The organism is Methylorubrum pseudosasae, from assembly GCF_029504475.1.
GTDB classification, from domain to species: Bacteria; Pseudomonadota; Alphaproteobacteria; order Rhizobiales; family Beijerinckiaceae; genus Methylobacterium; species Methylobacterium extorquens.
This window is the reverse complement of record NZ_JAQGDU010000002.1, coordinates 4,984,842-5,003,142: the sequence shown is the minus strand read 5'-3', so window position 1 is coordinate 5,003,142 and position 18,301 is coordinate 4,984,842. Positions and strand designations below refer to the sequence as shown.

18 protein-coding genes are annotated in these 18,301 nt (G+C 66.7%); 7 read left to right on the top strand and 11 right to left on the bottom strand.

What is annotated here, in order from left to right:
- Window positions 1-155: 155 nt before the first annotated feature.
- On the bottom strand, window positions 156-1,028 hold the full coding sequence (locus M2437_RS24650) for an NmrA/HSCARG family protein (RefSeq protein WP_253389668.1): 873 nt from the start codon (window positions 1,026-1,028) through the stop codon (window positions 156-158).
- A gap of 103 nt (window positions 1,029-1,131) precedes the next feature.
- Between M2437_RS24650 and M2437_RS24645 the strand changes: the two genes are divergently transcribed.
- Window positions 1,132-2,025, top strand: a complete 894-nt coding sequence (locus M2437_RS24645; protein WP_253388954.1) for a LysR family transcriptional regulator — start codon at window positions 1,132-1,134, stop codon at window positions 2,023-2,025.
- A gap of 123 nt (window positions 2,026-2,148) precedes the next feature.
- Here the strand turns inward: M2437_RS24645 and M2437_RS24640 are convergent, their stop codons facing one another.
- Both M2437_RS24640 and M2437_RS24635 read right to left on the bottom strand, forming a co-directional pair.
- Window positions 2,149-3,195, bottom strand: coding sequence for an LLM class flavin-dependent oxidoreductase (locus M2437_RS24640; protein ID WP_253388953.1), 1,047 nt, complete (start codon window positions 3,193-3,195; stop codon window positions 2,149-2,151).
- A gap of 237 nt (window positions 3,196-3,432) precedes the next feature.
- Window positions 3,433-3,831 carry a DoxX family protein gene (locus M2437_RS24635; RefSeq protein ID WP_056112257.1) on the bottom strand — a complete coding sequence of 133 codons (399 nt, stop codon included), beginning with the start codon at window positions 3,829-3,831 and terminating at the stop codon, window positions 3,433-3,435.
- Window positions 3,832-3,956: 125 nt separating this feature from the next.
- Between M2437_RS24635 and M2437_RS24630 the strand changes: the two genes are divergently transcribed.
- Entirely contained in the window at window positions 3,957-4,847 is an 891-nt protein-coding gene (locus M2437_RS24630; protein ID WP_253388952.1) for a LysR family transcriptional regulator, read from the top strand.
- Window positions 4,848-4,962: 115 nt separating this feature from the next.
- On the opposite strand, the gene M2437_RS24625 is transcribed toward M2437_RS24630, so the two are convergent.
- The 3 genes from M2437_RS24625 to M2437_RS24615 all read right to left on the bottom strand — a co-directional run bounded on the left by M2437_RS24625 (window position 4,963) and on the right by M2437_RS24615 (window position 6,907).
- A complete protein-coding gene (locus M2437_RS24625; protein ID WP_277570398.1) occupies window positions 4,963-5,085 on the bottom strand; it encodes a hypothetical protein in 123 nt (40 codons plus the stop codon).
- Between the two features lie 109 nt (window positions 5,086-5,194).
- Window positions 5,195-5,848: a hydrolase gene (locus tag M2437_RS24620; protein WP_012253257.1), complete on the bottom strand. Its 654-nt coding sequence runs from the start codon at window positions 5,846-5,848 to the stop codon at window positions 5,195-5,197.
- A gap of 102 nt (window positions 5,849-5,950) precedes the next feature.
- Window positions 5,951-6,907, bottom strand: a complete 957-nt coding sequence (locus M2437_RS24615) for a zinc-dependent alcohol dehydrogenase family protein (RefSeq protein ID WP_253388951.1) — start codon at window positions 6,905-6,907, stop codon at window positions 5,951-5,953.
- A gap of 95 nt (window positions 6,908-7,002) precedes the next feature.
- On the opposite strand from M2437_RS24615, the gene gcvA reads away from it, so the two are divergent.
- Window positions 7,003-7,941: a transcriptional regulator GcvA gene (gene gcvA / locus M2437_RS24610; protein WP_253388950.1), complete on the top strand. Its 939-nt coding sequence runs from the start codon at window positions 7,003-7,005 to the stop codon at window positions 7,939-7,941.
- Between the two features lie 585 nt (window positions 7,942-8,526).
- On the opposite strand, the gene M2437_RS24605 is transcribed toward gcvA, so the two are convergent.
- The gene (locus M2437_RS24605) at window positions 8,527-8,901 is read right to left on the bottom strand and encodes a VOC family protein (protein ID WP_056155584.1); all 375 of its coding nucleotides are present in this window, start codon (window positions 8,899-8,901) and stop codon (window positions 8,527-8,529) included.
- A gap of 707 nt (window positions 8,902-9,608) precedes the next feature.
- On the opposite strand from M2437_RS24605, the gene M2437_RS24600 reads away from it, so the two are divergent.
- The 3 genes from M2437_RS24600 (at window position 9,609) to M2437_RS24590 (ending at window position 11,724) form a co-directional block, all read left to right on the top strand.
- Complete coding sequence (locus M2437_RS24600; RefSeq protein WP_253388949.1) at window positions 9,609-10,403, top strand: L,D-transpeptidase; 795 nt, start codon at window positions 9,609-9,611, stop codon at window positions 10,401-10,403.
- A 62-nt stretch (window positions 10,404-10,465) separates the two neighbouring features.
- Window positions 10,466-11,344 (top strand): LysR substrate-binding domain-containing protein, encoded by an 879-nt coding sequence (locus tag M2437_RS24595; protein ID WP_012253262.1) that lies wholly within the window; start codon window positions 10,466-10,468, stop codon window positions 11,342-11,344.
- 83 nt (window positions 11,345-11,427) lie between these two features.
- Entirely contained in the window at window positions 11,428-11,724 is a 297-nt protein-coding gene (locus tag M2437_RS24590; RefSeq protein WP_253388948.1) for a putative quinol monooxygenase, read from the top strand.
- Between the two features lie 72 nt (window positions 11,725-11,796).
- Here M2437_RS24590 and M2437_RS24585 read toward each other — a convergent pair whose 3' ends face one another.
- From M2437_RS24585 to M2437_RS24570, 4 genes are all read right to left on the bottom strand, one after another.
- Window positions 11,797-12,222 (bottom strand): cupin domain-containing protein, encoded by a 426-nt coding sequence (locus tag M2437_RS24585; protein ID WP_003596121.1) that lies wholly within the window; start codon window positions 12,220-12,222, stop codon window positions 11,797-11,799.
- A 427-nt stretch (window positions 12,223-12,649) separates the two neighbouring features.
- Window positions 12,650-13,666 carry a zinc-binding alcohol dehydrogenase family protein gene (locus M2437_RS24580; RefSeq protein ID WP_253388947.1) on the bottom strand — a complete coding sequence of 339 codons (1,017 nt, stop codon included), beginning with the start codon at window positions 13,664-13,666 and terminating at the stop codon, window positions 12,650-12,652.
- 27 nt (window positions 13,667-13,693) lie between these two features.
- Complete coding sequence (locus M2437_RS24575; protein ID WP_253388946.1) at window positions 13,694-14,554, bottom strand: DMT family transporter; 861 nt, start codon at window positions 14,552-14,554, stop codon at window positions 13,694-13,696.
- A gap of 461 nt (window positions 14,555-15,015) precedes the next feature.
- Window positions 15,016-16,157 (bottom strand): IS3 family transposase gene (locus tag M2437_RS24570; RefSeq protein ID WP_253388945.1). Its coding sequence is split into 2 segments (ribosomal slippage): window positions 15,016-15,890 and window positions 15,890-16,157, totalling 1,143 coding nucleotides; the frame shifts between segments, so codons are not numbered across the junction.
- Between the two features lie 723 nt (window positions 16,158-16,880).
- Between M2437_RS24570 and M2437_RS24565 the strand changes: the two genes are divergently transcribed.
- Window positions 16,881-18,281: a nucleobase:cation symporter-2 family protein gene (locus M2437_RS24565; protein ID WP_253388944.1), complete on the top strand. Its 1,401-nt coding sequence runs from the start codon at window positions 16,881-16,883 to the stop codon at window positions 18,279-18,281.
- The last annotated feature ends 20 nt before the right edge of the window (window positions 18,282-18,301 follow it).

Below are 18,301 nucleotides of genomic sequence, written 5' to 3'. Positions count from 1 at the left end.
ATGCGGCGAAGTCAGCAACGCGCCATCAGCGGACCTTCGGATCGAACCACTGGAATGGCTGCTTTGGAGCCCGACAGCTGCCGTTGAGATAGAATGCTCAGTCCGGCGGCCACAACGTCCTGACTTGAGGGTCGCCGATGTTTCGCGGCGAGTTTTTAGGCGGTTGCTGCGGCCTGGGCGGCGAAGGCACGATAGGAGCGCAGCGGACGTCCCAACAGTGCGGTGAGGCGGTCGACATCGCCGGCGTCGGGCAGCATCCCCACGCTGAGAAAGCGCTCGCACATCAGGCGCATGTCGAAGGCCATCCAGCCCGGCACGTGCTTCTGCCGAAGGTTCTGCTCGAACGCGGCGGTATCATCGCCACCGTAGTTGATCTGGCGGCCTAGGACATCGGACCAGATGGCGGCAACGTCCGAGCCCGTCAGCGTCTCGGGACCGACGAGGTTGATCCGGTCGAAGGGAAGTGGCGTCTCGGCCTGCTCGCGGCGGATGAGTTCGAGAGCCGCGATTTCGCCGAGGTCGGCAGCGTCGATCATCGCGAGGCCTTTGGCTCCGATGGGCATAGGGTAGATGCCATAGTCACGCACCACATCTTTGACCATGACATCGTTGTTCATGAAGTAGGCGGGACGCAGGACGGTGGCGTTGAAACCCATCGCCTCGATCATGCGCTCGACGCCGAACTTGCCCGCGAAGTGCGGCACGTTCACGTAGAGGTCGCTGTGGATCACCGACAGGTAGACGATCCGCTCGATCCCAGCCTCTCGGGCAAGATTGAGCGCGATCAGCGCCTGGGTGACCTCGTCGGGCACGACCGCGTTCAGCAGGAACAGGGTCGAGACGCCTGAAAGGGCGTTCCGCATTGCGTCGACATCGAGCAGGTCTCCCTGGACCGCGGTGACGCCCGCCGGCAACTTGGCCTTCGATGGGTCACGGACCAGGGCGCGGACGTCGGCGCCGCGCTTGATGAGGTGCTCGACGACATGGCTGCCGACGGTGCCGGTCGCGCCGGTGACGAGAACGGTCATGGGGTAACTCCAGTTTTGCCTCAAACGACACCTGGAAGATGATGGACCCGCTCGCGATCCAATAGGCGTCCTGATAGGACGGTCCGTCTCGCTGGTGGAACGCATGGACCTCCTCGCCCTCGCAGATTTCAACCTCGTCGCCCAACACGGCGGCTTCGGCCGGGCTGCACGCGCTGCCGGACGTCCAAAGGCGACGCTGTCCCGCCGCGTTGCGGAGCTGGAGGCCAGCCTCGCCCTGCGCCTGTTCGAACGTGGGGCGCGCATCCTGAAGCTGACGGAGGAAGGCCGGGCGCTCCACGAGCGGACGAAGGTGTTGCTCACGGAACTCAGCGAAACGGCTGCGGCCATCGCGACGGGGGGCGACAGGCCACGGGGCCGGCTACGCATCAGCGCGCCCGTGCTTTTCTCGCAATCCGCGATGGCAAAGCTCGCCGTCGGGTTCGCCCTCAAGCATCCCGAGGTTCGGCTTGAAGTCACCACGGCGGACCGTGCCGTCGATATGGTGGAAGAGGGCTACGACCTCGTGATCCGGGTGAATCCCGATCCGGACGAGAGCCTCGTCGGACGTATCTTCCTGCGGGACCGTCTGGTCGTCGTGGCGGCTCCGAGCATGGTCCGGCCGACGGGCAATACGACCGCTCCCGCCGTCATACGCGGACCGATGGAGGGCTCCGTGATCTGGAATATGAAGTCGCCTGCGGGCAGATCGAGCGTCACCGCCGAGCCCGTCCTGAGCCTACCGTCGCTGATGATGGTTCGCGACGCGGTCAGAGCTGGCGCCGGTGCCGGACGCCTTCCCCTCTCGCTCGTCAGTCATGATCTGGCCGCCGGCCGGCTGGTCCTCTGGGGCGACCTCGACAGACCTGAGATCGCTCTCTGGACCCTCTATCCATCGCGGCGTCTGCTGAGCGCACGGGTCTCGGCCTTCCTCGACCATCTCAAGGAGGCTTTTCCGATGGGAACCGCCGACGAACTGGCAGCTCACATCGGAGGGTGACAGGCCGCGTCAGGCTCAACGGGGGCCGTCAGACCGACTGCGCATGCTTCTCTCAAGTTCGAGGTTTTCGTGAGGGAGCGTCTGCGACTCGATGCCTTGACGAGGTGAGTGCGACACCTCTTTTCACACCGTCTTCGCGAGTTCCGCCCTAACCCGCGGCATCACCTCAGTACCCAGAAGTGTGATCGACCGCTCCATGGCGTCCGGCTCCTGCATCGCCGAGCTCATCTGGAAGGTCAGGCGGGAGAGGCCGCCCAGCGCCGCGTTGGCGTCGAGCACCTTTGCCGCAACCGTCTCCGGCGCGCCGATGAGGTAGGCGCCGTGAGGGCCGCACATCGCCTGGAACTGCTCGCGCAGGTCCGTACTCGGCCAGCCACGCTCCGCTCCGATCTTTCCGAACATCTGCGCCCAGCCCGGATAGAACGCCTCTTGTGCGGCACGGTCCGTGTCTGCGACGAACCCGACCGCGTGCACGCCCACCTTCAACGTCTCCGGCGCATGCCCCGCCTTCCGGCCGGCTTCCCGGTAGAGTTCGACCAGGGGACGGAAGCGCTGGAAGCTGCCGCCGATGATGGCGACCATCAAGGGTAGGCCCAGGGTGCCCGCCCGGGCGAAGGACGCCGGCGTCCCGCCGACTCCGATCCAGATCGGGAGCCTGTCCTGGTGCGGGCGCGGGTAGACACCCTGGCCGCTCAGCGGCGGCCGGAACCGGCCGCGCCAGGTCACGTGGGTTTGGTCGCGCAAAGCCAGGAGCAGGTCTAACTTCTCGACGAACAGCGCGTCGTAGTCCTCGGCGGCGAAACCGAAGAGCGGGTAGGCCTCTCCGAAGGAGCCGCGTCCGACCACGATCTCGGCCCGTCCCTTGGCGATCAGGTCGAGGGTGGCGAATTCCTGGAAGACGCGGACCGGATCGGCCGCGCTCAGCACGGTGACGGCACTTGTCAGGCGTATGGTTCTGGTGCGCGCGGCCGCAGCCGCGAGGATGATCGCGGGCGCCGCGTCCAGAAACTCGGCGCGGTGGTGCTCGCCAATGCCGAAGACATCGAGCCCCGCCCGGTCGGCGACCTCGACCTCGGCGAGCAAGCGTTCCATGCGCTCGGTCGCCGGCAGGGACCGACCCGTCTTCGGGTCGGGAAGGGTGACGGCAAAGCTGTCGATGCCGAACTCCATGACGGGCTTTCCCTGTGTCAGGCGGGGTCGATGGGGGTCGTGGCCGGAGAGAGAGGCGGCCCCAGCTTACGCGCGCAGAGCCCGCAGAAAGTCTCTGCCCTCGGGCTTGAGCCAATCGGCAATGCCCGAGACGTAGCCGATCGAACCGCACGAAATGACCCCGCCCTCCAACAGACGGCTCTCTCCCGGTTCGTTCGAGGCCGCCGCCGGCAAGGCCATGCAGCGGCCGACTCATGGTCAGCGGCGACCGAGAACCGCGAGGATCTGATCGCGGCGCAGCCACACCAAGGTCGCGGTGAGGGCGAGCAGCACGACGGCCGGGGCGGCGGGCGTGGGCAGAACGGTGAGATGGGCCAGGATGGCACCCACCATGGTGCAGGCCAGCAAGAGGGCGGCGAAGGCGGCGTATCCGGGCACCAGCAGGGCGACGGCACCGGCGACTTCCACAAGACCGGTGACGATGCGGAACCACTGGCCGACGCCAATGAGGTCATAGACCTGCACCATCATCGACACGCCGGCCAGCTTGGCCCCGCCAGCGGCGAGGAACACGAGGGCGAGCAGCACCTGCAGCGACCAGGCCGCGATGGTGAGCTTGCGCGAGGAAGCCGGCGAGGCCGCGAGGGTCTGAGACATGAGGGACATCCGGTTCGAAATGGCCGACAGCGGGTGCGGCTTGCCTGTGAGCGAAAGACCTAAGCGCCTTCCGTCTCCCATCGAAGCCTCTATGTTTCGATGCGTCCCATCACCTGGACAGATGGATGCTCGATCAACTCACCCTCGATCAGTTGCGAACCTTCGTCGCCGCCGTCGACACCGGCAGCTTCTCGGCGGCCGGACGCAAGCTCGGGCGCGCTCAGTCCCTCATCAGCCAATCCCTCGCCAACCTGGAGAGCCAGTCCGGCATCAAGCTGTTCGACCGTTCCAGCCGCTATCCGATCCTGACCGAAGCCGGCAGAGTGCTGTTGGCCCATGCCCGTGCGACCATAGCCGCCGCCGAGACCTTCAAGTCGCACGCAAAGGACCTCGCCGGCGGCCTGGAGCCGGAGGTCAGCATCGTGCTCGACGTCCTGTTTCCGATCCAGGTGCTGACAGCCGCCGTGGTCGCGTTTCAACCGGCATTCCCCAGGACCCCACTTCGGGTACAGGTCGAGACCCTCGGCGCGGTGATCGCACCGGTTCTCGACGGACGTTGCGCATTCGCGGTCGCCGGCGCCACTCCCCTGCTCCCCCCCGAACTCGCACGCGAGCCATTATGCCAGGTTGAGTTGGTGATGGTCGCCTCACCCGCACATCCGCTCGGCCGACGGACGGGGACGATCCCCACCGCCGACTTGGCCGAGCATGTCCAATTGGTCCTGACCGACCGGAGCGAGCTAACCAAAGGGCGCGAGTTCGGCGTATTCTCGCCGAGGACCTGGCGGCTTGCGGATCTCGGGGCGAAGCACGCATTCCTGCGCTCGGGCCTGGGCTGGGGAGGGATGCCCCTCGACGTCGTCGCGGATGACCTTGCTAGCGGTCTCCTCGTGAGACTGGATATCGCCGCCGTGCCGAAGGGCGGCCTGTTCCTGCCGATGTGGGCCGTCTACCCCATTGAGCGCCCGCCGGGCCCGGCCGGCCGCTGGCTGATCACACAGCTGGCCTCCCCGTGAACGAAGGCTCATCGCCAAGGTCTGAGGATCGATCCGACCGAGGAGACGGGACGTCCCAAATCGTTGGCCGACCGAGAAGACCGGGGACAGGTGCCTTCTGAAGGGAAGGAGTCCCTCATGTCTCAGTCCAACGTTGCAGGCCGGCATCGAGCATCACGCGCCGCCAGACGAAGGAATCGTGGCGCGCCGATCCCCAGTCGAGGTTGGCATAGCCCTCGTAACGGGTGCGGATCTCCACGCCGGCCGAGAGATGGATCGAGCCATCCTCGCTCAGCGGGATGTCCTTGAACCGCTCCGTCCAGCCGCCCGTGCGCCTCGCCGGATCGGCGAGGGCGGCCGCTATTCGATCAGCCTGCAGCTTTCGGCACAGGCGTAGCGAGTAGCTGCTGTTCCCAAAGATATGCGATGCCGCTGCCGGCAGCGTGCTGCTTGAGCACCTCGGTGAGACCGACGGCGGTATCCAGGCGGGCCCAGTCGCGCTGCCACTCGGCCGCCAGCGCCAGCCAAGTCATCATGTTCACGCCGGCCCGGATCATGCGCTGGATGGCGACTTCGTGAGCCTCAACCGAGACGCCGCCGGAGGCATCGGTGATCACCGTGACGTCCCAGCCTTCGCCTGCGGCCTGGATCGCTGGCATTGCGACACAGATTTCGGTCCAGAGGCCTGCGATGATCAACTGCTTGCGGCCGGTCGCCTTGACCGCATCCACGACTTTCTCATCCTCCCAGGTGTTGATGAACGTTCTATCGATCACCTCCTGGCCCGGAAAGACATCGGTGACCTGCGGGAAGATGACGCCGCCGCGCTCCGCGATGACGCTCGTCAGGATGGTGGGCACGCCGAACACCTTGGCGGATTTAGCGAGAGCAGTCGTGTTGTTCACGACCATGTGCGGATCGTGGCTGTTCAGGTTCGTGAGCTGGTAAGGCTGATGATCGATCAGAACCAGTACGGAGTCTTCAGGACGAAGAAGAGAATCAAGTCCGTTGCGAAATTTCACGATTATCACCTTTTTTGCTGGCTTTGGGATGCCGTTCTCGTCTTCGACCTCCAGGACATCGCGACCTATCAGGTCAGGGACTCCGACAGAGGTCCGGCGGCGTCACGATCTGACTCTGAGCACGATCTTGCCCTTGAGCCGGCCCTCCTCGGAGCGCGCGTGGGCGCGTGCGACGTCGTCGAGGGGAAACTCCAGGCCGACCTGCGGCACCACCAGGCCTCGCTCGAGGAGGCGCGTGAGGGCGTCGAGCTTGCTGCCGTTCTGGCGAGAGAAAACGAAGTGGTAGGTCGCGTTCCGGCCCCAGGCGTCGATGAGGTTCTGGGGCGTCGCCGTGTCCACCAGGGTGACGACTCGCCCATCCTCGCGGAGGATGCGTGGGGAACGCGAAAGCGTGTCGCGCCCGATCGTATCCAGAACGACGTCGACGCCCCTGCCTTCGGTCAGGCGATCAACGGCGTCCACGTAGTCCTCGCGCTCGAAATCGATGACGGCCGAGGCGCCGAGCCGTTCGACGAGCGCCGCGTCGCTGCCTCGTGCCGTCGCCAGGACCCGCGCGCCGATGGCCTTGGCGACCTGCACGGCGATGGCCCCGACGCCGCCGGCGCCGCCGTGGATCAGGACGGTCTCGGTCACCTGCAACCGGGCCCGCTCGACCAGCCCCTCCCAAACGGTCACGCCGACCAGGCTGATGCTCGCGGCCTCGGAATGGGTCAGGTTGACCGGCTTTCGCGCCACGATGTCGGCGTCCGCCACATGGTATTCCGCGTACGATCCCGGCCCGCTAAAGATCTGCGGCGTGTAATAGACCTCATCCCCAACGCGGAACTTCGTCACGTCGGATCCGACCTGGTCGACCACCCCGGAGACGTCGTGCCCGATGATGGCAGGCAGTTCGACCTGATCGGCGTAGTCACCGCGGCGGATCTGACCGTCGAGCGGGTTGATCGACGTCGCATGCACCGCAACGCGGACCTGCCGGGGTCCTGGCCTCGGGTCGGGTAGATCCCGGAGCTCGAAGCTGTCCGGCCCGCCGAACCTCGTCAACACCATCGCTTTCAAGTGAGTCTCCTGTCCTCGGCAGGCGCCTTTGTGTCAGCCGGGATACGGGATGACGAACTCGTTCTCCTCACGGGACGGATGAGCTACATTCAGCCATGACGATGCGAAGGTCGCTTCCCCCGCTCGCGACCCTGCGGGCCTTCGAGGCGGCTGCGCGCCGCCTGAGCTTCCGCGGAGCAGCCGACGAACTGGGCGTCACGCCGACCGCGATCAGCCATCAGATCCGGCTTCTCGAACAAACCCTGGGGCTGCGCCTCTTCCACCGCGAGACGCGCCGGGTCCGACTGACCGCACAGGGAGCCGTACTGCTGCCCGTGCTCCGCGATGGCTTCGATGCGTTTGCCGAAGCCATCGACCAGATCTGCGGTCGGCGCGCGGCCGGTGTCCTCACGCTCTCGGCTCCGACTGCCTTCGTCGCGAAGTGGCTGGTGCCACGGCTTGCCGACTTCCGTGCCGCGCATCCCGCTTGCGACCTGCGACTCCACGCGTCCGACAGCCTGATCGATTTCGCTCGCGATGGCGTGGACGTCGCGGTCCGGTACGGGCCGGGTCCCTATTCCGATTTCGACGCTCACAGGCTTCTAGCCGAGCGCGTTACTCCTGCTTGTAGTCCCCACCTCGCCATTCGATCCGTGGGTGACTTGAGACATCACACGCTGCTGCATTTTGAGTGGCCCCGCCTGACCGACGAGACGCCGACTTGGCCTGCCTGGTTGCGGCATGCCGGGGTGACCGGCGTCGATGGCAGAGCGGGCATTCGGTTCAGCGACGAGGGGCATGTCATCCAGGCCGCGATCGCCGGCCAGGGGATAGCGCTCCTCTCTGACGTGCTCACCGCCGACGAGTTGACGAGCGGTGCCCTTGTCCAACCGTTCGGGCCTGTCCTCGACGCGCACCCTTACTGGGTCGTTCGCCCGCGCCACTCGGTTCGGAAAGCAGATGTCGAGAAGTTGGCCAGCTGGCTTGTCTCCGCCGCTGCAGGCTCCGTGCCGATCGGCGCCAAGCCGAATGTCGCCTTTCGGGCGACAACCTGATGACAGCTCCCCACCCTCTGCCGGCATCGGCCCGTTGAGCGAGCCGATCCGGCCCCACATCGGCGATTGGTGGCGGACGGGGCACTTCCGTTCGGAGGGGCCGCGCCAGGATGTGGGACTATCTGACCACAACCACCCGTTTATCTCAGGGCTGTCTTTCCACTCTCAGGCATCTCAATCCACAACCACCTTGCCCCGCCCGGTCCGCCGGCGCGGGGTCTTTCGTTTCGGCGACACGGTGCGATTTCAAACCGAGGCTGAACCGTTTGACCCAATTGGGGTTTCACTTCGGAACCTCTCGTTCCATGACGCAACTCACCCCCGCCCGGCTCAGCCGCGGCGGGGTTTTTCATACCCTTTCCACGCTCCCGAGCAGCCATCCGCAAAGTCCGAGATCACCGTCGGGCCGATCACAACGTTTGTCCGTGAGACGTCGGATGATGGTTCGAGCGACGTGTGTGGAGCGCCCGGGGCTGTCAATGCAGTGATCGAAAAGCTAAAATTAGACCGTGCCGACCCTTCTTGGGTGTCCAGCATTGGCCCCCATCTTGAATTCGAACGACGTGAAGTTGACGCCGGTTATTGTCACTTCCCCGGATGCGTCCGTGCCGTCAGCTTGTTTCCGTCCGGGTCACGAAGATAGGCGACAAAGGATCCATTCGGACGCTCTGTGGGCGGGCTCTCGATCGCAGTACCACCATGCGCGAGCCCGGCTTCATGCCACGCGAGAACATGGTCGCGGTTCGCTGCTGCGATACCGATCGTCCCACCGTTGGCTGCGGTTGCCGGCTTGCCATCAATAGGCTTCGTGACCATCAGCCGCCCCCCCTCGTGGGAGTAAATCAGCCTGCCTCTGGCATCCATCTCACCGGGCTGGCCTCCCAGAGCGGCGAACGTGGCATCGTAGAAGCTCCGGGCTTGCTCCAAGTTGTTGCTGCCGATCATGATGTGAGTGAACATACTCGCTTTCTCCAGGGATAGACCATACAAGCAAATCGTGGATGAGCGCCGCATCGGACCGCTGTCGTTCGCATACGCGTATGTATAGGTCCACTCAACGATTGCTTCCCCTGTAGGCATCGGCCCCGCGATCGAGCGCACCGGGCCCTAAATCGGGGATTGCTGGCGGATGGGGGCTTCCGTTCGGAGGAGCGCCGCCGGGGTGACGTGATCGTGTTCCCTCGGCTTCGGCGCAGGGATGGACCCGCCGCTGTCCGCACGCCACTGATGCCTCACGCGCGATCAGTCCCGCGCGCACCTTCTCCAGCCCCGCCCGGCTCAGCCGCGGCGGGGTTTTTCGAATCAGACCCTCGCCGCGGTCAGCATCCGCTTCCGGAACTCGGCCATGCGGTCATCAGCGCCGCCGCGCCCGCCAGCCGGCCGTTCAGGTCGACCGCACCGAGTCGGCAGACCGCGACGGTGCGCCCGTCCAGGACAGCATCGGGTCGACACTGGTCGGGAGGAAACCGGTTGAAGCTCAAGACAGCCATGGTCCCCGCGATCGGAGAGACCACAGGCAGGCTGGTACGATCCCATTCGATCGGCAGCTAGATCCCATCAGAACTATGCGTTTCCCTCGGTCGTCACCGAGGGGCATCCTTCCTCAGCGGTTTGACGTCCCTTGCTGGCCTCGAACGTGGGACATCTCTGGAAGGGTAGCGTGTGCCATGAACGAGCCGGGCTCACTTGCTTCCCCCTGGCAGGGTGGCGGTCCTAAGCGTTCGACCATCCTCCGTCTGACCTGGCTTGCTCTAGCCTTGGGCGGCTGCGTGACCGACGAACCCCAGCAGACTGCCCTGGTACCGGTGCCGAACGCAGCCTTCACGGCGATGTACGGCGCGCGCCCCAACGAGCGTTTCCCGCTGCCGGCAACCGAGATCAGCGGCGTCGAACCCCGCTACTTCCGCCAGGAGGTCGCCTATCCGCGTGCCGAACCGCCGGGCACGCTGGTCGTCGATCCGGGCCGCAAGTTCCTCTACCTCGTGCGCGAGAAGGGCCGCGCTTTGCGCTACGGGGTCGGTGTCGGTCGGGCGGGTCTTGCCTGGAGCGGGTCGGCGCGGGTGGGACGCAAGGCCGAGTGGCCGCGCTGGACCCCGACAGCGGAGATGATCGCGCGGGAGCCGGACCGCAACGGGCCCTGGCGCAACGGCATGGCCGGCGGTCTCGACAACCCGCTGGGACCCCGAGCGCTCTACCTCTTCGAGGGCCCGCGCGATACGCTCTACCGCATCCATGGGACCACCGAACCGCAGACCATCGGCACCGACGTTTCCTCCGGCTGCATCCGGATGTTCAACCAGGACATCATCGACCTCTACGGTCGCGTTCCGGTCGAGACGCGGGTCGTCGTGCTCCCGGCCAGCGAGCATGTCGAGGAACTCGACGGACCTGTCGCTCAGTCGACACCCTCATCGGCCGGGGGTGAGCCCCATGGCAAGGGTCGCCGAACGGTTGATGGGTAGGATGCCGGTGATGGACCGGGCCTCGGTGTTGAGTTTTTGCAAGACTGGGAAGCGGCCGAACCATGCGATACCCGGATCTGGAGCTCGATCTGCTGCGGGCCTTCGTGGCGGTCGCCGAGACGGGTAGCTTCACGGCCGCCGCCGACGTGGTGCACCGTTCGCAGTCGGCGGTGAGCCAGAAGGTGCTTCGCCTCGAAGAGATCCTCGGCCGGCGGGTCTTCGACCGGACCAGCCGTATGCTCGGGCTCACGCCGGACGGCGAGCGGCTGCTGGTTGCGGCACGTCAAATGCTGGAGTTCAACGACCGGTTCATGCGCGCCTGGCGGGAGCCCACCGCGAGCGGCACCCTGCGGCTCGGCGTGTCGGAGGACTTCATCCCCGGTCAGTTGCCGAAGCTGCTCGCGCGGTTCGGTCGGCTCTATCCCGATGTCCATATCGCGCTGATGACGGGCCTGAGTTGCAACCTCCTCGAAGCCTACGACGCGGACCGGGTCGATGCGGTGATCGTCAAGCGCAGCGGCACGAATGGACGAGGACGCGTGATCTGGCGCGAGCCCCTCGTCTGGCTCGCCTCCGCCGACTACCAGCTCGACTTCACCAAGCCCGCGCGCCTCGTCATGCTGGCAGCGCCGTGCAGCTATCGTGAATCGATGATCGCTGCCCTCGATTCCGTGCGGCGCGACTGGGTCGCCGCCTGCACGGCGAGCAGCCTGATGGGCGTGCAGGCGGCGGTGGCGGGCGGGCTCGGGGTGACGTTGCTCGGCCGCTCCTTCGTGCAGGAAGGCATGCAGATCCTGCGTGCGCCCGACCTCTGGCCGGCCCTGCCGATGACGGAGGTCAGCGTGCTCGGCGAGGACCGGGCGCCCGACCTCGTGGAGCCGCTGATCACGTTCCTCAGCCAGAGTCTCGCCGGTCACGACGGGCTCACCATCGCGGCCTGAGCGGTTGGCAGTCGTCCGGCGCGTATACGCGTCGCGCCGTAGGATCACGGCCGGGCAGAAATTGAACCGGGGAACTTAGAACGATGTCCGAGCACGTTCATCTGATCGCCCGCCTGGTGCCCCGCGTTGGACAGGCGTTGGCGCTGGCACAGGCCATGACTTCAATCACGCCTGCCGTGCGCGGGGAGCCCGGCTGCCTCGCTTACACGGCCCACGAGAGCCGAGAGCGGCCGGGCACGATCGTGATGTACGAGGTCTGGGAAAGCCAGGCCGCCCTTGATATCCATGCCGATGGCCCGAACTTCCGAGCGCTCGCCGCGCGCTTCGATGAACTTCTTGGCGAACCACTCGCGATCGAGCTCTTGCACAGGATCGCCTGACCGACGGCTCTGAGGCTGGCCGAACCTTCGTGACACGGGGCGGCACGGCGTTCCGTGCCGGCCGAGCCGCGCTCAGCCCTTCGGCGCGTTGCGGGCTATGAAGGTCTCGGGTGACCCGTCCGCGGCATCGACGAAGACGATGTCGGTCGGTGGGCGTCGCGGCGTGTCGACCGAGAGGAAGACGACCGGCTCCTGCGTGATCGTCGGCAGGGCATGAACGGTTCCCCGTTCGAAGAACAGGAGATCGCCCGGCCCGAACGCCGCCTCCTGGCTCGCATCCTCCATCCAGAACGTTCCACGCCCCGACAACACGTAGAGGTACTCGTCGCAGGTCGCATGGTAGTGCGGCGGCGTGGGACGATAGACCCGGAACACCCGAGCGCTCGCCGCCTCGCGGTCTGTGAGGTAGGTGTCGACCAGCAGCGTCTGCGCCGTCGCGGGCAGCGCCGCCGCGATGGCCCTCAGGTCGAAGCGCCCCGTTTTCGTCGAGTCCGACATGATCCCTCCTCAGTGATGTTCGTTGGGGGCGGCTCGGCGCCCACCTGCAAGGTGAAGACTTCCACCGGGTATCGCACGCGGGATATGCCGCCCCGGAACAGGGCAAGGCGATTGATCTGTGCTGCCGGCATCCAGAGCCGTCCGGTGGCATCGATCCACATCACGTCGACCCGGAGCAGGCGCGGCTCCTCGATCAGGCTCGAGACGGTGCCGTCCGGCGCGATCCGGAGGATGCGTTGCGTGTCCGTGTCGCTGACGAAGAGGGTTCCGTCGACGGCGTGACGGCAACGCGCTCCACCGCGCCCGAGAGGGTCTCGGGCGCGGTTCCGGGCGCGTCGAGGAGCCGGGTCGGCACGCGAGAGAGCGGACCCGAGCAGGGCTGATCGTACAGCCAGGCGCCATCACGCCGTCGAGGGCGATCGTCCGGTCATGCCCAACCCTCCAGAACGATCTTGCCCTTGGCCCGTCCGCTCTCGATCAAGGCGTGGGCACGGCGCAGGTTGGCGGCCGAGATCGGTCCGAAACGCTCGGCCAGGGTGGTCTTCAGCCGGCCCGCATCAACGAGACGCGCAACCTCGTCGAGGAGCTGGCCCTGCGCCTCCATGTCGGTGGTCGAGAACATCGAGCGGGTGAACATGAACTCCCAGTGGGTCGACACGCTCTTGCGCTTGAAGGGCATGACGTCGAGGCTGTCAGGATCGTCGATCAGGGCGAAGCGGCCCTGCGGGGCGATCAGTTCCGCGATCTCGGTGAGGTGCCGGTCGGTGCTGGTGGTCGAGAACACGAAGCCCGGTGCGCCCAAGCCCAGCCCCGCGACCTCGGTGGCCAACGGTTTACTGTGGTCGATGACGTGATGGGCGCCGAGATCGCGGCTCCAGGCAGCGGTCTCGGGACGCGAGGCGGTGGTGATCACGATCAGGTCCGTGAGCTGGCGGGCGAGCTGCGTCGCGATCGAGCCGACGCCGCCCGCCCCGCCGATGATCAGGATCGACCGGGCAGCCCCCGGCACCGGCTTGCCGACGTCGAGCCGGTCGAACAGGGCCTCCCAGGCGGTGATCGCGGTGAGCGGCAGGGCCGCGGCCTCCGCCGCCGAGAGCGCGGCGGGCTTGTGGCCGACGATGCGCTCGTCGACGCAGTGCAGTTCGGCATTGGTGCCGGGCCGGCTAAGCGCCCCGGCGTAGAACACCGCATCACCCGGCCGGAACAACCGGACCTCCGGGCCGACCGCCTCGACGAGGCCGGCCGCATCGTAGCCGAGGATGTGCGGCTGCCCCTCGGCCGGCGCGACCCGGGCGCGGACCTTGGTATCGACCGGATTCACCGAGACCGCCTGAACCCGGACGAGCAGGTCGCGGGGGCCGGGCACCGGGGTCGGCAGGTCGAGGTCGACCAGGGCCGCCTCGTTCTCGATGGGCAGGGAGGTGTGGAAGCCGACGGCCTTCATGGGAATGCTCCTCGTTCGGTGTGGGTGTCAGGGACGGGATCGTTGCGCGCTCGCGGCGATGCCGAGCACGATCGCGAGGGCTCCGACGATCAGGTCGAGGCTCGGGTCTTCGTGCAGGGTTGCCGTGGAGAGGGCGAGACCGGTGACCGGCACCGCCATCATCAGGGTCGCGGTCGTGCTGGCCGGCAGCTGGGCGCTCGCCGCGTTGACGGCGCAGAAGCAGAAGGCCGTGGCGACGGGCCCCACGAAGCCGAGGCAGGCCCAGAAGGCCGCCGTGCCGTCGCCCGTAAAGGGACCTTCGAGGGCATAGGCCAGCGGGGCCAGGGTGGCTGCGGCGAGGAGCATCTGCCAGGGTGCGAGCTGGATCGCCGAGGCCGAGGCTCGCCCGTAGCGCAGGTGCAGGATGCACACGGCCCAGGCGAGCGAGGCCGCCACCAGCATGGCGTTGGCGCCGACGACCTGCCCGTCCCCCCAGTCGACCGCGTGCGGATTAAGAAGGACGAGAACGCCGAGCCCAGCCAAGCCGAGACCGGCCCAATGCCGACGCTCGATCCGTTCGCCGAACACCAGGACCGCGACCGGGAGCACCCAGAGGGGCGTGGTGTAGCTCAGGATCGCCGACCGCCCCGCCGGAAGATGCCTCATCGCCACGGTCCCGAGGGCCGTGAACAGCATCATCTGAAACAAGCCGATGGAGGCGACGCGAGGCAGGTCCCTGCGCTGAGGCCACCACACCTCGCCGCGCAGGGCCTGCCAAGCGAACAGGCAGGCGGCCCCCGTGGCGAACCGGGCAGCGGAGAACCACAGGGGCGAAACATGGCCGAGACCGAGCTTCATCACCGGCCAGTTCGCCCCCCAGAGCAGGATCGCGGCGCCAAGCAGGAGCACAGAACCGCTCCGCATACGCAGCGGCTGCAGCGCGCGCCCTGCGGGAGGCATGCATCTGCGCCCGGCCAGGACGGCTTGAGCTTGAAGGGCAGGATGATCAGAGGTGATGGTGGAGGCAGGCATGGCTGGCCACTTCCGGCACACGCGGCATGGTTCGGTCGCGTCCCGATGCGGGGCTCGCGGCGCACGTTCTCATGACCGGCGCACACTCAAGATGCCGGCGGAGCCACGATCCGATAAGCGCATAGTTCCAATCGATGCGATCAGGAAATCGACTGGATTTAGAAGCCGGGAGGCGCCGGGGGCTCGTCAAAGCTGTGGCCTTCCACAGCCTGCCTTTCCCAATCTCTGATCGACAGGTGCGACGGTGGAGCGTCGCTTCATACCAGCCGATCCATAAACGACACGGACCTGAGGGTGCCCTGACCTGACCGGTATTTTGGACCGAGCCGAGTGAGAGGCTACTGCATGGCCGCTGCCATGGGTAGCCGGAAGGCCCGATCGGGGAAGCTGACAGGCGCGGGCGGCCGGTAGCCCAGGGACGAGTGCGGCCGGACGCGGTTGTAGGTGTTCTGCCACAGGGCGATTACGGCCTGGGCTTCCTTGAGCGAGTAGAAGATCTCTTGGCGCAGGCACTCGTCGCGCAGCTTACCGTTGAAGCTCTCACAGTACCCTTTCTCCCACGGCGAGCCCGGCGCGATGTACTGGATCCGCGAGCCAGCTTTGGCGACCCACTTGCGCAACGCCTTCGAGATCATCTCAGGGCCATTGTCGCAGCGGATGTGCTCTGAGATGCCATGCAGGCACATGGCGTCGGCCAGCGCCTCGATCACGCCGAGACTGTTGATCCGCCGCGCCACCTTCAGCGCGAGGCAGGCTCGGCTGGGCTCGTCGATCAGCGTCAGGATGCGCAGGCTTCGCCCGTCATGGGTCTGTGCCTGCATGAAGTCGAAGCTCCAGACGTGGTTGCGGCGAAGCGGCCGTAGTCGCACGCACGAGCCGTCGTTCAGCCAGAGGCGGCTGCGGGGTCTATGTCGGTTGGGGACCTTCAGCCCCTCGCGACGCCAGATGCGCTGAACCCGATCCTTGCCCACCTGCCAGCCGGCTGCCTGCAGCAGCGCGGTGACGCGGCGGTAGCCATAGCGCCCGTACTCGGACGCCAGGGCAACGATGGCTCGGGTCAGCTCATCCTCGTCGGCCAGCACGGTCGGCACGTAGCGTTGCGTGCCGCGGTGCTGGCCGACGATCTGGCAAGCGTGACGTTCCGAGAGGCCGTACTTGGCTCGGATACCGTCGACCGCCTGCCGGCGTCGCTCGGGGGCTACAAGTTTCCCGAGGCGACGTCCGCCAACACCTGCTTCTCCAGGGACAGGTCAGCCACGAGCCGGCGCAACCGAGCGTTCTCGCGCTCAAGATCTTTCATCTTCCTGGCTTGATCGACCTGCAGGCCGCCGTACTCCTTGCACCAGCGGTAATAGCTCTGCTCGGAGATCTCCGCCTCCTTGCACGCCAAAGCCAAACTCTTGCCCTGGGCGGTCTGCACCTCGATCTGGCGTAGCTTCAGCACGACCTGCTCCGCGCTCGTCTTCTGTCCTCGTCGCATGTCCAACTCCTTCGGTCCTAGCTGATCCTCTCAGTCAGCCCGGTCCAAAGCCAGCCGATCAGGTCAACTGGGGCACGGCCGTTCTCTCGTGTTGATTACCGGGCGCGAGGCTAGGAAACGGCCGCCGAGTCGCTCAAGAGACAATGCTGTGCTTGCAGACTAAATTTGTATTATTTAATTGGCTTGTGCCAGGAAAATAGTCACGGGCCTGCTCGCTGTACGGTTCCGGCTGTGGTGTGATGGGCCAAACCTGAAACGTCCGGGTAGCCGCGCTCCTCGGTGCAGAGGCGGGCCGACAGGTCGAGCGCTTCCCGCACCGTATCCCGCCCGAACTGCGCCCTGTGCCCGGGCGGCACGAACTCGTGCAGCGAGCGCGGCAGAAGCCGGCCCTGAACCGCCTCTCACCCGCGAGACACCTTGGCCATGAGCCGAGTGAACCACCCGCAACGCCGCACCGTCGAGAGAATGACTCGGAGGGGCTGCCAGCCTTCCTCCAGACGGGGCTGGGTTGAGAAATCGACGATGGTCCCGAGACGGGGCCGCAGATCGATGACATCGCGCCGGGCTCGCCGGGTAGAACAGATCTTGCGCGCGATTCGACAGCACGGGGCGCAACGAGTGCCGGCGGCAGGCGGACTTCCGCGCGCCGAAGGCGGCACAGGCCGTGGTCGCTCTCTGGCATAACACCTGCAAACGTGTCCGGACGTTCGGAGCATCTCTCCCATGGTGTTGATGGCGTCTTCCCAGCCGGCGTCCGCGTCCGAGATCGAGGGTCGGGTGCCCGTCAAGCCCGAGGAACGGGTTCCCCCCGCGGCCCTCGGCCTGCTCGGGCTGCAGCACGTGCTCGTGATGTATGCGGGCGCCGTGGCGATCCCGCTCATCATCGGACGGGCGCTCAAGCTGCCGCCCGAGCAGGTGGCCATGCTGGTCAGCGCCGACCTGTTCGCCTGCGGGATCGTCACGCTGATTCAGAGCTGGGGTCTGCCCGGCATCGGCATCCGCATGCCGGTGATGATGGGGGTCACCTTTGCGGCCGTCGGCCCGATGCTCTCAATGGGGACGAACCCGGCGATCGGCCTCACCGGCATCTATGGCGCCGTCATCGCCTCCGGCCTGTTCGGCCTCGTCGCCGCGCCGGTGATCGGACGCCTCCTGCCGCTGTTCCCACCGGTCGTGACCGGCACCATCATTCTGGTCATCGGCATTTCGCTGATGCGGGTCGGGGTGAACTGGGCCGCCGGCGGCGTCGGCAACCCGAACTACGGTGCCCCCGTCTATCTCGGCATCGCGGCCTTCGTGCTCTGCGCGATCCTCGCCATCACCCGCTACGCCACGGGCTTCGTCGCCTCGGCCTCGGTGCTGATCGGGATCGCGCTCGGCATGGTGCTGGCCGGCTTTGCCGGGCTGGTGGAGCTCGACCGCGTCGCTGCGGCGCCCTGGTTCGACATGGTGCGCCCCTTCGCCTTCGGCTGGCCGAGCTTCGATCCGGTCTCGGTCGTCACCCTGTGCCTCGTGATGATCGTCGTGATGATCGAATCGACCGGGATGTTCCTGGCCCTGTCGCAGATCACCGCCGATCCGGTCGACGAGCGGCGGCTGACGCGGGGCCTGCGCGCGGACGGGCTCGGCACCGTCATCGGCGGCATCTTCAACACGTTTCCCTACACCTCGTTCTCGCAGAATATCGGGCTCGTCGGGGTCACCGGCATCCGCTCGCGCTGGGTCACGGTGGCCGCGGGCTTCATCATGCTCGGCCTCGGACTGGTCCCGAAGCTCGCGGCCCTGGTCGAGGCCGTGCCGCAATGCGTGCTCGGCGGGGCCGGCCTCGTGATGTTCGGTATGGTCGGCGCGACCGGCACGCGCATCCTCGGCGGCGTCGATTTCGCGCGCAACCGCAACAACCTGTTCGTCGTCGCGGTCTCGGTCGGTTTCGGCATGATCCCGCTCGTCGCGCCGAACTTCTTCAAGCAGATGCCGCATGCGCTGCATCCGCTGCTGGAATCGGGCATCCTGCTCGCCGCGATCGCGGCGGTGGGGCTGAACCTGTTCTTCAACGGATTCGGCGACCGGGCGGAATCCCGTGAGGCGGCGATCCGTCAGGCCGAGGTCGCGCAAGCCCACTGACGTCACCGCGGGCCGGCGGC